The organism is Alloacidobacterium sp. (assembly GCF_035631355.1).
Classification (GTDB): Bacteria; Acidobacteriota; Terriglobia; order Terriglobales; family Acidobacteriaceae; genus Alloacidobacterium.
Genome location: NZ_DASQIX010000076.1, coordinates 1 through 13,140, shown reverse-complemented (window position 1 = coordinate 13,140; position 13,140 = coordinate 1). Strand labels below are relative to the sequence as shown.

13 protein-coding genes and 1 pseudogene are annotated in these 13,140 nt (G+C 56.8%); 8 read left to right on the top strand and 6 right to left on the bottom strand.

What is annotated here, in order from left to right; genetic code table 11:
• Positions 1–331: 331 nt before the first annotated feature.
• Entirely contained in the window at positions 332–778 is a 447-nt protein-coding gene (locus tag VEV40_RS14255; protein WP_324833241.1) for a GNAT family N-acetyltransferase, read from the bottom strand.
• A gap of 37 nt (positions 779–815) precedes the next feature.
• Between VEV40_RS14255 and VEV40_RS14250 the strand changes: the two genes are divergently transcribed.
• The 3 genes and pseudogenes from VEV40_RS14250 to VEV40_RS14240 form a co-directional block, all read left to right on the top strand.
• Positions 816–2,315 (top strand): glycoside hydrolase family 32 protein, encoded by a 1,500-nt coding sequence (locus tag VEV40_RS14250; RefSeq protein WP_324833240.1) that lies wholly within the window; start codon positions 816–818, stop codon positions 2,313–2,315.
• An 86-nt stretch (positions 2,316–2,401) separates the two neighbouring features.
• Positions 2,402–4,261 (top strand): amidase, encoded by a 1,860-nt coding sequence (locus tag VEV40_RS14245; RefSeq protein WP_324833238.1) that lies wholly within the window; start codon positions 2,402–2,404, stop codon positions 4,259–4,261.
• A gap of 167 nt (positions 4,262–4,428) precedes the next feature.
• Positions 4,429–4,602, top strand: a pseudogene (locus VEV40_RS14240) (DDE-type integrase/transposase/recombinase); the annotation flags it as partial.
• A gap of 99 nt (positions 4,603–4,701) precedes the next feature.
• Here VEV40_RS14240 and clpB read toward each other — a convergent pair.
• Positions 4,702–7,353, bottom strand: coding sequence for an ATP-dependent chaperone ClpB (gene clpB / locus VEV40_RS14235; protein ID WP_324833237.1), 2,652 nt, complete (start codon positions 7,351–7,353; stop codon positions 4,702–4,704).
• A 168-nt stretch (positions 7,354–7,521) separates the two neighbouring features.
• Positions 7,522–8,016 (bottom strand): Hsp20/alpha crystallin family protein, encoded by a 495-nt coding sequence (locus tag VEV40_RS14230; protein WP_324833236.1) that lies wholly within the window; start codon positions 8,014–8,016, stop codon positions 7,522–7,524.
• Between the two features lie 251 nt (positions 8,017–8,267).
• Between VEV40_RS14230 and VEV40_RS14225 the strand changes: the two genes are divergently transcribed.
• On the top strand, positions 8,268–8,708 hold the full coding sequence (locus tag VEV40_RS14225; RefSeq protein WP_324833235.1) for an SRPBCC domain-containing protein: 441 nt from the start codon (positions 8,268–8,270) through the stop codon (positions 8,706–8,708).
• A 116-nt stretch (positions 8,709–8,824) separates the two neighbouring features.
• On the opposite strand, the gene VEV40_RS14220 is transcribed toward VEV40_RS14225, so the two are convergent.
• Positions 8,825–9,205 (bottom strand): RNA-binding S4 domain-containing protein, encoded by a 381-nt coding sequence (locus VEV40_RS14220; RefSeq protein WP_324833232.1) that lies wholly within the window; start codon positions 9,203–9,205, stop codon positions 8,825–8,827.
• A 25-nt stretch (positions 9,206–9,230) separates the two neighbouring features.
• Between VEV40_RS14220 and VEV40_RS14215 the strand changes: the two genes are divergently transcribed.
• From VEV40_RS14215 to VEV40_RS14200, 4 genes are all read left to right on the top strand, one after another.
• The gene (locus VEV40_RS14215; RefSeq protein ID WP_324833231.1) at positions 9,231–9,977 is read left to right on the top strand and encodes an RNA methyltransferase; all 747 of its coding nucleotides are present in this window, start codon (positions 9,231–9,233) and stop codon (positions 9,975–9,977) included.
• Between the two features lie 104 nt (positions 9,978–10,081).
• On the top strand, positions 10,082–10,864 hold the full coding sequence (locus tag VEV40_RS14210) for an ATP-binding cassette domain-containing protein (protein ID WP_324833230.1): 783 nt from the start codon (positions 10,082–10,084) through the stop codon (positions 10,862–10,864).
• A gap of 22 nt (positions 10,865–10,886) precedes the next feature.
• Positions 10,887–11,168, top strand: a complete 282-nt coding sequence (locus tag VEV40_RS14205; RefSeq protein WP_324833229.1) for a SemiSWEET transporter — start codon at positions 10,887–10,889, stop codon at positions 11,166–11,168.
• Positions 11,165–11,584: a gamma-butyrobetaine hydroxylase-like domain-containing protein gene (locus VEV40_RS14200; protein WP_414637850.1), complete on the top strand. Its 420-nt coding sequence runs from the start codon at positions 11,165–11,167 to the stop codon at positions 11,582–11,584. Before VEV40_RS14205 ends, VEV40_RS14200 begins: the two co-directional genes overlap by 4 nt.
• Before the next feature lie 19 nt (positions 11,585–11,603).
• Here VEV40_RS14200 and VEV40_RS14195 read toward each other — a convergent pair whose 3' ends face one another.
• Together VEV40_RS14195 and VEV40_RS14190 are read right to left on the bottom strand one after the other, a co-directional pair.
• Positions 11,604–12,350, bottom strand: coding sequence for an FkbM family methyltransferase (locus tag VEV40_RS14195; RefSeq protein ID WP_324833227.1), 747 nt, complete (start codon positions 12,348–12,350; stop codon positions 11,604–11,606).
• A gap of 165 nt (positions 12,351–12,515) precedes the next feature.
• The coding region (locus VEV40_RS14190) for a TIGR00730 family Rossman fold protein (protein WP_324833225.1) at positions 12,516–13,140 on the bottom strand (625 nt) is incomplete at its 5' end.

Here is a 13,140-nt window from a genome sequence, read left to right as displayed (position 1 = left end):
TGCTCGTAACTTTGACGCTCAGTCAAGAGCTACTTTCACATCTGTGGCTTCCGCAACTTCGGGTTGCGCTGTCTTAGACGCTGATGGGTGGAGGATTTCAAAGACCGGCGCCAGGAATTCAATCCGGCTTCGCTTTTTTGCGACTAGCAACATTGCTAAAAACAACCTCAAATATGTCAAGCCATTACATTTATGACGAACCGGCGTTAAAGCAGTGTTAAAGCAGTTTGATTTTGCATGAGATTCGAAGGGCTAAAGCTCCGGTGCTTCTACCAAAACACCATGAGACCTCTTCTAGAAGATTAGGGCGCATAGATACGAGCCGATTCGGCTAAAGGTCAACGCGAAAGCTGTAGCCGTGGCGCTCGAAGCCGAGCGCGTCATAGAAGCGGTGTGCGTCTTCGCGCTTCAGGTTACTTGAAAGCACGAATTTATAGCACCCGGCACAGCGGCATTGCTCGCGCGCGTGCTGCATCATAGCGCGTCCAATGCCGCGGCCCTGATGCGCGGGATCGACCACCACGTCTTCCACCACGCCGGATTTTTTGCCGTGCTTGGCCAGATTGTCCATGATGAGCAACTCGTATGTTCCAACGACAGTGTCGTCGATGAGTGCGACGAAGATGCGATATGAGGGATAACGCTTAAAGACGTGTAGATGCTGGCGCGCTTCGTCGAGGGCGAAGGCGGATTCGTCATTGATCTGAGTGGACGCGTAGAGCTGCAGGATCACTGGAAGGTCATCCTCGACTGCTTCGCGAAAAAGGATGTCGCTCATGGATTGAGGATAGCGCCAGTGAACTATACTTCTGCCGATGACGAAAGAAATTTCACGCCGGAGATTCATTCAGGGTTGCGCTGGTGTAACTGCCGTTTCAGTGCTGCGGGAAACTGCATTTGCGGCTGGCGGCTTGGCGAATGACACGAATCGTCCACAGTTTCATCTGCTGCCTGCTGCGAACTGGATGAACGATCCGAATGGGCCGATTTTCTGGAAGGGCAAGTATCACATGTTCCACCAGTACAATCCGCACGCGGCGGTGTGGGGTGACATGCATTGGGCACATGCTATGAGCGAGGACATGGTGCATTGGCAGCATCTTCCAATTGCGCTGGCTCCTACGAAAGGCGGCCCGGATGCGGATGGATGTTTCAGCGGGAGCGCGGTTGTGTTCAACGGCGTCCCAACTTTTCTTTATACGGGCGTGAAGCACGTGCCGATTATGGAAGCGACAATCAAGGATACGCACAATCCGCTGTGCGAGACGCAGTGCCTGGCGACTTCTTCTGACCCGGAGTTGCGGACGTGGAGGAAGCTGCCGCAACCGGTGCTGCCTGCGCCTCCGCCGGGGATGGAGATTACAGGCTTTCGCGACCCCTGTCCGTGGCGCGATGGCGATGTCTGGTACATGGGGGTCGGTTCCGGTATTCGTAACAATGGCGGTTGCGTATTGCTGTATCGCTCGCATGGTCTGCGGCGCTGGGAGTATCTGCATCCACTCGCCAGCGGTGAATGGAACGGCAAGGCAGGCAGCGATCCGGTGGACAGCGGGGAGATGTGGGAGTGCCCGGATTTCTTTGCGTTGGGCGGCAAGCATGTGCTGCTTTATTCGACCGAGCGCAAGGTTTTCTGGGCAGTGGGCGAGTACGACACCAAGGAACAGCTCTTTCATCCGCAGCAGAAAGGCGAGCTTGATTATGGACCGCGCGCTTACTATGCGCCGAAATCCATGATCGACAAGGATGGCAACCGCATTTTGTGGGGATGGATACCGGAGACGCGCCCCGAGGCTGAGTATTCCCGCGCCGGTTGGGCGGGGCTGATGTCTTTGCCGCGCGTTCTTACAGTGAATGCTGGGCAATTGGAGATGCGCGTTTTGCCGCGCGTCCAGGAATTGCGCAGCGGCGATCCTGTGCGATGGCAGAGCGGCGCGGACCGCGTGGCATGGCCGGTAAAGGGATCGAGCGCGTCACTGGAAATGACGGCGCAGCCGCTGCATGGGCCGGTGCACATTGTGATCGGCACAGAAAAACAGCCTGCCACACACTTCGAACTCGACGCCACACATGGCACGCTGACATTCAACGCGCAGACAGCGGGCCTAAGCTTGCCTCAGGGTGAAATGCGGCTCTTGCTCTATCTCGATGGATCGGTTATCGAAGTAATTGTGAATGACCGGCTCGCCCATACGAGCCGAGTCTATGATCTTCACTCGGAGCACACGACACTGACGATTCTTGACCCCGGCCATGCAGTTGCCGACGCTGCGCTTTGGCAGATGCGGCCTATCTCTTCCAATCGGCTCACAACATAATTTGATACCGCGCACGAAACACTCTTCTTCGCGAAGCGTGGTCTGTATACTGCCGTTTCACTTGTTTTCTGGAGGCACTGTCCACCATGGCTTTGGATCGACGGGCATTTCTGTCTACATGCAGCCGATTCGGCTTGGCATCCACGCTCTTTCCCGGAGCGTTGTACACGCTGGCCGCTCAACAAACGACCAGCCCGGATGCGAAGACGAAGATCACGCCGGAGATGATCGACGCGGCGGCTGCCTTAGCTGGGCTTACGTTCACTGCCGAGCAGAAACAGATGATGATCGACGGGCTGAACGGGGAGCGAAACGCCTACGACGCGATTCGCAAGCTGCATCTGCCGAACAGCATACCTCCAGCGTATGTTTTCGATCCGCTGCCGCCGGGCGCGAAGGTCAGCACGGAAAAGCATGAGCCGCGATACAGCAAAGTGCCTGCGATGGCCACGCTGCCTGCCAATCTTGAAGAACTGGCGTTTGCTTCTGTCGTGGAACTGGGTGACCTGGTGCGACGCAAAAAAGTTTCGTCGACAAATTTGACCGAGATGTATATTGCGCGGATCAAACGCTATGATCCCCTACTGCATTTTGTCGTCACGGTCACAGAAGAGCGCGCACTAGCCAAGGCGAAAGAGGCTGATGCGGAGATTGCGGCAGGAAAATATCGCGGGCCTCTGCATGGACTGCCCTGGGGCGCGAAGGACTTGCTCGCGGTCAAAGGTTATCCAACAACGTGGGGTGCGGGCGGGTTCGAGAAGCAGAGCTTCGACGAAGACGCAACGGTCGTAAAGCGGCTGGATGCTGCTGGGGCTGTCCTTGTAGCTAAAACAACATTGGGCGCGCTGGCGATGGGCGACAAGTGGTTCGGCGGACGCACGCGCAATCCGTGGAACCCGAAGCAGGGGTCAAGCGGATCTTCGGCTGGTTCGGCATCGACGACAGCGGCCGGTTGCGTGGCCTTCGCCATTGGATCAGAGACGCTGGGGTCAATCGCATCACCTTCTACGCGCTGCGGCGCGACAGGATTGCGCCCTACTTTTGGCTTTGTTCCGCGCACCGGCGCGATGGCGTTGAGCTGGACGATGGACAAGCTGGGGCCGATCTGCCGAGCGGTGGAAGACTGCGCGATTGTGCTGCAGGCCATCTACGGCCCCGATGGCGAGGACCTGGCTACACGCGATGCGGCCTTCAATTGGAATGCGGAGTTTGACTGGAAGTCGATGCGGGTGGGTTATCTAAAGAAAGATTTCGAGACGTCGAAAAAGCCGGAGGCATCAGAGGAAAAACCTCCTGATGGCCTGACCGACGAGGAAAAGAAGCGGCGCGAGAAGGAACAACGGGAAGCTGCCGCCTGGCACGAGCGCCGTGTTTATGACTTGAAATATGACATGGCCACTCTGGACAAGCTGCGCGGCATGGGCTTGAATCTGGTTCCGCTGGAGTTGCCCGATCTGCCGTATGGGGCGATGACGCCGCTGCTGGAGGCTGAGGCTGCTGCGGCTTTTGACGAGCTGACAAGAACCGGGCGCGACAAGCTGCTGACCGAGCAAAGCGCGGAGGACTGGCCGAATATCTTTCGCGTGGCGCGATTCTATCCGGCGGTGGAATACATTCAGGCAAACCGGGCGCGCACGCTTGCGATTCGCGATGTGTCAAAGCTGTTCGAGCAAGTGGACGTCATAGTCGCTTCCACCAGCAGCAGGCAGCTTTCCGTCACCAACCTGACCGGGCACCCGGCGATGATTGTGCCAAATGGCCTGCGAGGCAGCGATGCCCCGGTACCTCCGAAAGTAGATACCGGTGAGGATGATTCCATTGGAGGGCCAGGGACGCCGGTGAGCATCACGTTTCTTAGTGGGCATTATCAGGATGCGAAGCTGTGCGCGTTCGCCAAGGCTTATCAGGATGCGACGGGATTTCAGAAACTGCATCCCAAGCTTTGAATCCCGCCCTTGCTGCGCAAGGATAGGTCACCTGTGAGCTTTCAAGAGGTTATCCATTCGGTTGGACCAGAGAAGCTGTTTGTGACGAGCAAGTAGTCACTCTGGAGACTGAATGGACTATCCCAAGAATGCCCCATGGACGGCTGTGAGTCGAGAGCGTCACCGCCTTCCTGTGCTCGGCCATGGAGTTCTTCGCCAGACACGGCATCGGCATACATGCGCTGCTGACTGACAACGGCGCCAGCTACCGCTCTCGACAGTTTCGCCACGCCTGCCAGCAGATGGCCATCCAACACAGCCGCATTAGACCCTACACCCCGAGAACCAACGGTAAGGCCGATTACTGCAACCTGGAACGATCCCTATGGATAGCCTCAACTACATGCTGCCCATCAGCGCTCCGAGCCTGGTACAACCTCTTGATCTTCTACACCCACCCGTTATGCTCGGCCTATGGCTACATGGCTTTCGAGCGGGATGCCGGCGCGACTCGTCACTTCGAAGGTCAGGCTGTTGTTGCGCTTGTCGGCGTCAATTTTCACTTCGTCGCCGTGTAGGATTTCGCCGTCGAGGATCTTCATCGCCAGAGGGTCCTGAATGAGCTTCTGCATCGCACGCTTCAGCGGACGCGCTCCGTACGCGCGGTCATAGCCTTGCGTAAAGAGCATGTGCTTGGCCGCGTCGGTCAGGTTGATCGTGATCTTGCGGTCTGCGAGCAGTTTTTTGAGATCAGCTAGGCGCAGATCGATGATATGCGTGAGCTGATCTTCGCCCAGCGGACGGAAGATGACGATGTCATCGACGCGGTTCAGGAACTCGGGACGGAAGTTCTGGCGCAGCACTTCCATCACCTGCTGGCGCGCCTTCTCAAAGCCGACTTCGCTCGAAATCAAGTCTGCATTGAGGGCCTGCGCGCCAAGATTCGAGGTCATGATGATGACCGTGTTTTTGAAGTCCACGGTGCGGCCTTTCGAGTCGGTCAGCCGGCCGTCGTCGAGCACCTGCAGGAGCACGTTGAAGACATCCGGGTGCGCCTTTTCGATCTCATCGAACAACACGACCGAGTACGGTCGGCGGCGGATGGCTTCTGTCAGTTGACCGCCCTCGTCAAAGCCGATATAGCCCGGAGGCGCACCGATCAAGCGCGCCACGGCGTGCTTCTCCATATATTCGGACATGTCGATGCGAATCATTGCCTGCTCGTCGTCAAAGAGGAATTCTGCGAGCGCACGGGCAGTCTCGGTTTTGCCGACACCGGTCGGTCCGAGGAAGATGAACGAGCCAATCGGGCGTTTGGGGTCACTGAGGCCAGCGCGTGAACGGCGGATGGCGTTGGCGACAATGGACAAGGCCTCGTCCTGGCCGACCACTCGCTCGCGCAGACGCGCTTCCATCTGGACGAGCTTGCGTACTTCGCCTTCCAGCATTTTCGAGACGGGGATACCCGTCCATTTCGAAACGATGCGGGCCACGTCTTCTTCGTCCACTTCTTCTTTCAACATGCGTTGGGCGTTAGCTGCGCCATCCTGTGCGGCGTTGAGCTGCTTCAGCTCGGTTTCGAGCCGGGGCAGGTCACCGTACTGGATCTGCGCTGCGCGTTCGAGGTTGCCGAGGCGGGTCTGCTCTTCGGCTTCAAAGCGCAGAGCTTCGACTTTCTTCTTGAGGTCGGCGAGGCGGGTGATGGCTTCGCGCTCTTTTTGCCAGCGCGCGCGCAGACCGGTGGCCTTCTCGCGCAGGGCGGCCAGTTCGCGATCGACGACTTCAAGCCGCTGCTTCGAGTTCTCGTCACTTTCGCGCTTCAGGGCGGCCTTCTCGATTTCGAGCGAGGTGGCCTGACGCTCGAGCTGGTCTATTTCTGTCGGCACAGACCCGATTTGGATGGCCAGCGAGGCGGCAGCTTCGTCGACGAGATCGATAGCTTTATCGGGCAGGAAGCGGTCGGAGATATAGCGGTGCGAAAGCTCGGCTGCGGCGACGATGGCAGAGTCTTTGATGCGGACGTTGTGATGCGCCTCGTAGCGTTCTTTCAGGCCACGCAGAATCGCTATAGTGTCTTCGACGTTTGGTTCGCCGACGAAGACGATCTGGAAACGACGCTCGAGAGCTGCGTCCTTTTCGATGTACTTGCGGTACTCGTTCAGCGTGGTTGCGCCGATGGCGCGCAGATCGCCGCGCGCGAGTGCCGGCTTGAGCATATTCGAGGCGTCGATGGCGCCTTCAGCCGCGCCTGCGCCGACGAGGGTGTGCAGCTCATCGATGAAGAGAATGATTTGTCCATTCGACTCTTCGATTTCCTTCAAGACGGCCTTCAGACGGTCTTCGAACTCACCACGATACTTTGCGCCAGCGAGCATGGAACCGAGATCAAGCGAGATGACGCGCTTGTTGCGCAGAATCTCGGGCACATCGCCGGAGACGATGCGGCGAGCAAGGCCTTCGACGATGGCGGTCTTGCCGACGCCGGGTTCGCCGATAAGCACCGGGTTGTTCTTGGTGCGGCGCGAGAGCACCTGGATGAGGCGGCGAATCTCTTCGTCGCGGCCTATGACGGGATCTAGTTTGCCGCGACGGGCGAGCTCTGTGAGATCTTTCGCGTATTTTTCGAGAGCCTGGAACTTGGCCTCGGGATTTTGGTCTGTGACGCGCTGCGAGCCGCGAACTGTGCTCAGGCTCTTCAGGATCGCATCATGCGTTGCGCCATAGGAGGCGAGCAGCAACTGTGCTCCATCGTTCTTCTGCTGGGCGAGTGAGAGCAATAAATGTTCAGTCGAGACGTATTCGTCCTTGAAGTTGTCGGCTTCCTTGGATGCCTGGTCGAGGACCTTCTGGAGCGCGGTTGACATGCCAGGCTGGGTGCCTCCGGAAACTTTAGGCAGCTTGCTCAAGGCCTCGGTTGTTTTTGCAATGAGCTGGTCGGTTGCTACTCCGACCTTTTGCAGGACAGGAACGATGATGCTTTCCTTATCCTCAAGCAGCGCAGAAAGCAGATGCAGCGGCAACAGCTCAGGGTTGCCGTGCTCAGTCGCGAGATTGCCCGCGCTTTGAATCGCTTCCTGCGATTTGACAGTGAACTTGTCCCAACGGATTGCCATGTGTTTTCTCAGCTTTCCAATTCTTCGGATGTAGTAAGCGGAAGAAACTGGCCCCTTCAGTCTTGCTCCGGGCGGGGCTGTCCAGGTAATCCGCTTCTCTAACAAAGCGGCGGAGCTTTGCGGCCCCGCCTTTTTTATAAACCTTCATTTCTTTTTCTGCTTCAGCTCTTAGGCCGCTGGCTTGGATTCCGCCTTCGGGGCTTCGATCGGCTTGGCAGGGCCAACGCCGACCTTAATCTGCTTCGGCTTGGCTTCTGCGCGCTTCTGCAGTTCGACCTTCAGGACGCCCGCATCGTAATCGGCCTTCACATTTTCCGTATTGACGGTGTTGGGTACGGTAAAGGCGCGATAGAAACTGCCATAGCGGCGCTCGATGCGATGAAAGTTCTCTTCCTTCTCTTCTTTTTCGAACTTACGCTCGCCGCGGATGGTCAGCGTGTTGTTCTCGACGCGGATGTCGAAGTCGTCCTGCTTCATGCCCGGGACCTCCAGCTTGAGGACAACTTTGTGCTCATCCTCATAGATGTCGACCGGAGGGACGAAGGCGGCTGTCGTCAGTGCGTCCGACTCGCCTTGTCCGCGGGTGAAGTCCTGAAAGAGCGAGTTCATACGGTTTTGCAGAGCAAGTACGTCGCGAAATGGGTCCCAACGAGTTATAGCCATAGATTCCTCCAATTTGCTTCTTAAGAAATATGAGACCGAGGGTATTCGGCCTTACAAATAATCTGATTCAAACTATAGCACAATGGTTGCATAAAATATGAGTGATTTATTATCAATCTTATGGTGTTGAATAAGCCCTTTATTATCAATCGAATGCTGGATTAGCAATTTCAAATGGCTGTTGCGCTTGGGCCGATCATGTTCAGTGGCATAATTCCAGGTAGTCCCGCGCCAGACAATGAGGAGAGCACATGGCCCAGCAAACTCCATTGCATTTTATTTTCTACTTCGCCGCACCTCCAGAAAGGGTCTGGGAAGGTTTCGTTTCACCCGAGTCCAACCGCATCCTCTTTATGGGTGCGGAGTTTGAGGCTGACCTGAGGCCAGGCGGGGCGATGAGTTGGGCTGGTCCGGGGCCAGACGGTCAGCGTATGGTCTATGTTCGCGGGGAGGTGCTTCGGGTCGAGGCGCCTAAGCTGCTGCAATACAAGTTCTCGATGGGTTCTTCAGACAAGGCTTCCCGCGTCACGTTAGAACTCGTGCCGGAGACGGAGGCGACCAAGGTTTCCGTTACGCACGATGAATGGGCGGAGGACGATGCCGGGTACGCTCCGACTGCCGATGGCTGGCCTCGTATTCTTTCGCGCCTCAAGACGCTGATCGAAACGGGTAAGACCTTTAAGCCGCATTGATGCGTGTGTTGCGACGGTTTATCGAGTCTAAAGATTTCGCAACACTAACCGGCATCCTTAAAACAGATCCTTCGCCCCACTCAGGATGACACTATTAGATATTGGGCTCTCTGACTCTAGCTTCTGCCGCGGAAGCGGTTGATGAGACGGCGGTCGCGTTTTGAGGGTCGACCTTCCGGTAGAGTTTCGAATTGCTGCGGGGCTTTTCGTTCTTCGGCGAGCTTCTGGCGTGCCTCGCGGCTGGCCTCGGTTTCACGGTAGAGAGTCTGAGCGACTGCGGCGGGGCCGCGCACTTCGCTCAGGAACAGGACTTCGATCTGGAAGTCGCCACCTTCGTTTTTGACCTGCAGCATGTCGCCGATGCGGACGTCGCGGGAGGGCTTGGCGAGCCGGCCGTTGGACTGAATTCTGCCTAGATCGCAGGCGCGGGAAGCAAGAGCGCGGGTCTTGAAGAAGCGCGCTGCCCAGAGCCATTTGTCGATGCGTACCGTTGTCATAACTTGTTTCATAGAATAGCGAGGAATGCTTACCCGGGAACAACTTGATCGCGTCTCGGTCGTGCTGGTGCGAGCGCGGAATCCGAACAACATTGGCGCGGTGGCGCGGGCGATATATGGTTTCGGCTTTGAAGACCTGCGGGTGGTGAGCGAGTATGCCGTGGCATTCGCGGAGGCGCGATCGGCGGTCGATGCGTCGGAGCTTCTGGCCGCGGCGCGAGAGTTTTCAAGCGTGGCTGATGCTGTTGCCGATTGCACTCTGGTGATTGGAACTACGGCGGGCGGGAAGCGAGTGAAGGAGCATCCGCTGTATCCGCTGACTGAAGGCGGTGCGTTGGCCCTGGAGCATCTGGCTTCAGCAGATAGCAACCGAGTTGCGGTCCTTTTCGGGTCGGAGAAGACGGGTCTGAGCCGCGAAGAACTGAGCTATTGCAACTGGACGATGACCATTCCCATGTTTGAGCGTGAGGGCGTGCGGCGTCCGTCGATGAATCTAGGGCAGGCAGCGGCTGTTTGTCTGTATGAACTTGTACGCAGCGGGGATTCGTCTGCGTCTACAGCTTTGCCCGATTCGGCTTCGGGCGACCTCGATCGCCTGACTGCGCTGCTAGCCGAATTGCTGGACGAGAGCGAGTACACGCGGCGGCATCCGGCGAGCAGCGATGAAGCGGCGTTGCGGAGACTGATACGGCGGATACAACTCAATTCAGCAGATGCGGCAATGTGGATGGGAATTTTGCGACAGGCACTCTGGAAAATTCGAGAGAGATAAGTCCAGGGTGGTGCTTTCCCATCCTATCGCAAACTGCACGCAGGGATGGGGCACTCAGCGTTTACGGCTTGCCAGGCGACCTGCTAACTTGCTGACTAGCTCCTATGGCTCTCGTTGAAGTTGAGCATCTCGCGAAAAGCTATCCGCGCCATAATGGTTTGCGAACGGAAGAGGCTCTGGTCGTTGACGACGTTTCGTTCACGATTCATCGCGGAGAAACACTAGGACTGGTGGGCGAATCCGGCTCCGGCAAGAGCACGATTGCGCGTATGGTGCTAGGGCTGATTGAACCGACGTCGGGCAGCGTGTTCTTCGACGGGCAGCCGGTAACTGAAGTTCCGCAGCGCAGATTGCGTGCGATGCGGCGGCGGGTGCAGCCCGTCTTCCAGGACCCGTTTGCGGCGCTCAATCCACGGATGCGGGTGGCGGAGATTGTCGCCGAGCCCCTGGTAATTCATGGCGCAGTAGCCCGGAAAGAACTGCGGTCGAAATGCGCGGAGCTGATGCGCGCGGTGGGACTTGATGAGTCGGCGCTTGGGCGGTATCCACATGAATTTTCCGGAGGACAAAGGCAGCGCATCAACATTGCGCGCGCGCTTGCCCTGCGGCCGGACCTTCTCGTTCTTGACGAGCCAGTGTCGGCGCTCGATGTGAGCGTGGGCGCGCAGATCGTGAACCTGCTGCGTGACCTGCAGCATGAATTTCACCTGACCTATCTGTTCATCTCCCATTCCATGCCGCTGGTGCGATATCTCTCGACGAACATTGCCGTGTTGCGGTGCGGGCGGCTGGTGGAATTCGGGGCGCGCGATGCGATCTGCGACGCTCCGCGCGAAGAATACACGCGGTCACTGATTTCCGCGACTCCTGAGCTTCGGCTGGCCTGAGCAATACTTAAGTACCACTCTCATGACCCTGCCTGTAATCAATACGATCGGACACGTCGCTGCTTTCTCCACTATGACTGCTTTCGTTCCACAACTGGTTCGCGTATCGAGATTGAAGAGCGCCCGCGACATATCGCTGTACATGTTTCTGCTGTTCTCCTTTGGCGAAGCCATGTGGCTGCTGTATGGATTGCTCTTCCACTCGCCACCTGTGATTCTGGCGAACGTGGTGACGCTGGGCCTGGCATTGGCAATTCTGGCCCCGAAGCTCAAATATGAATGGGCGCTACACTGGAAGAGATGAGCCACGAAGGTATCCGCTTTGTCAGCGAGGAAGAGGCACGACGCGCACAGACGGGGGAGCATGATCTGCCCGCCGACGCGAAGACACCGGCAAAAGTGCGCGTGGACAAGAGCGGCGGCAGTGGCATCGAGATCGACTGGAAGGACGGGCATCGCAGCCGCTGGACCTTTGCCTGGCTCCGCGATGCCTGCCCATGCGCGACGTGCCATGACGAACGGGAGAAATCAGGCCGCAAGCCGGGCGAGCCAAAGCCAAAACCGCAGGCATTGCTGCCGATGTATCAGGCCCCCCCTCGGCCTGAATCTGTAACACCTGTTGGGCGATACGCCATCAGCTTTCACTGGAATGATGGGCACCAGAGCGGGATTTATTCGTGGGACTACTTGCGGCGGCACTGCGAATGCGGAGAGTGTTGAAAGTAGGCACACTTCTAACTCAGTTGATCTGTAAATTCAATTCTCGCGATTGCTTCAGAACGACCACCGTCTCCTCTCGATTAATGATCTCAAAACCCAGATTGGCCAGATTATCCAGCAATTGAGCGTTCTTGGCGTCACCAATTAAACGGGCATGAGTTTCAAGGATGATGGTGGTTGCCTTTTGCAGCACGTTCGGCTCGTTTAGAACAAGATCGTATTCATGACCCTCTATGTCACAGATCAGATTGAAAGACTCAAATTTTCTTTCATCTACAATTTTGCGCAGTGTAGTGGCAGGAATATGGACATAAGACTCCTCACCGCCATTTTCGCGAAGTGAATTCGCGCACAGATTTGATGTGGGTCGAAATGTGACGACGGGCACGCCATAAGCGATTGCTTTATTCAATATTTCAAACGTGCACTGGTTGCCTTCTCTGGTTTCCTTCAGCAATGGCAGTGCTAGCGGATTGGCTTCAACCACGACGTGACGCTCTGGATTCTCCAGCAGTCGATTCGTAATGCATGCTATGACGCCAATGCATCCACCGAACTCGATGACTGGCAGCCGCCTGTCGAGATACTTTGGAATTAGAGTGCGTTCCGCAACCTCGTAAGCCTTTTTCGCCAGATCGATTTTCGTCTGGCTGTCCGGAAGCCGCTTCATATCAATGACGCAACCATCCAGATTTACTAACCTTACCTGCTGTGCAGCATACATCTGCATGTGGAAGTCGAAACGGCGCCTGACGAAAGATGCCATTCCGCTGAAGCCTTGCTCGTGGAAGACATGACACGTCGTGGATATTTTTCGAGTTACATCGCCGAACCGTAGCATGAATACCTCACTTAGCCACTATACCGCTTATCCATTAAAGCGCGATGCAGGCCCGCTAAGGCAAGAACGGGGAATAGGCGAGTCGTCTTTTTAACCTTCTATCAATATATTCATACGATCAACGTTGAGGTGCGCCACCTGGGATTTCCAGCAGGATGCCGAAATTCTCAAGGCGGCTTCCGCGTCTGTCGCCACCTGAATAATCTTGCGGTTTTCCAGCTTGATGAAGCCCTGCGTGACTGCATGGTCGAGAAAGCTCAGGCAGCCGTCGTAAAAGCTGTTCACGTTAAGAAGAATGCAGGGCTTCTGGTGGATCTTAAGCTGGGCCCAGGTAACGATCTCGATGAATTCATCGAGCGTGCCGTAGCCGCCGGGAAGAGCGATAAAGGCGTCAGCGTGCTCATACATGAGGGCTTTTCGCTCATGCATAGTCTTGACAACATGAAAGTGCGTGATGCCGCGGTTAGCGATTTCGCGATCCATGAGGACCTCAGGCATGACGCCGATGACTTCCGCTCCTCCAGCGATGGCCGCATCGGCAAGCGCCCCCATGAGTCCTACAGTGGCCCCGCCGTAGACGAGGCCCATGTCGGCTGCGGCGATGCGCCGGCCGAGTTCTTTTGCCGTCTCTAAATAGACGGGATCAGCGCCATCGGCTGATCCGCAGAAAACGCAGATGTGTAATTGATTTGGCATGCAGGGTAAGTTTACTGGG

What these genes read in the sequence shown, in the direction of transcription:
- VEV40_RS14255 (WP_324833241.1), bottom strand. Translation starts at nt 778, where the DNA reads ATGAGCGACATCCTTTTTCGCGAAGCAGTCGAGGATGACCTTCCAGTG.
- VEV40_RS14250 (WP_324833240.1), top strand. Translation starts at nt 816, where the DNA reads ATGACGAAAGAAATTTCACGCCGGAGATTCATTCAGGGTTGCGCTGGT.
- VEV40_RS14245 (WP_324833238.1), top strand. Translation starts at nt 2,402, where the DNA reads ATGGCTTTGGATCGACGGGCATTTCTGTCTACATGCAGCCGATTCGGC.
- clpB (WP_324833237.1), bottom strand. Translation starts at nt 7,353, where the DNA reads ATGGCAATCCGTTGGGACAAGTTCACTGTCAAATCGCAGGAAGCGATT.
- VEV40_RS14230 (WP_324833236.1), bottom strand. Translation starts at nt 8,016, where the DNA reads ATGGCTATAACTCGTTGGGACCCATTTCGCGACGTACTTGCTCTGCAA.
- VEV40_RS14225 (WP_324833235.1), top strand. Translation starts at nt 8,268, where the DNA reads ATGGCCCAGCAAACTCCATTGCATTTTATTTTCTACTTCGCCGCACCT.
- VEV40_RS14220 (WP_324833232.1), bottom strand. Translation starts at nt 9,205, where the DNA reads ATGACAACGGTACGCATCGACAAATGGCTCTGGGCAGCGCGCTTCTTC.
- VEV40_RS14215 (WP_324833231.1), top strand. Translation starts at nt 9,231, where the DNA reads ATGCTTACCCGGGAACAACTTGATCGCGTCTCGGTCGTGCTGGTGCGA.
- VEV40_RS14210 (WP_324833230.1), top strand. Translation starts at nt 10,082, where the DNA reads ATGGCTCTCGTTGAAGTTGAGCATCTCGCGAAAAGCTATCCGCGCCAT.
- VEV40_RS14205 (WP_324833229.1), top strand. Translation starts at nt 10,887, where the DNA reads ATGACCCTGCCTGTAATCAATACGATCGGACACGTCGCTGCTTTCTCC.
- VEV40_RS14200 (WP_414637850.1), top strand. Translation starts at nt 11,165, where the DNA reads ATGAGCCACGAAGGTATCCGCTTTGTCAGCGAGGAAGAGGCACGACGC.
- VEV40_RS14195 (WP_324833227.1), bottom strand. Translation starts at nt 12,350, where the DNA reads ATGGCATCTTTCGTCAGGCGCCGTTTCGACTTCCACATGCAGATGTAT.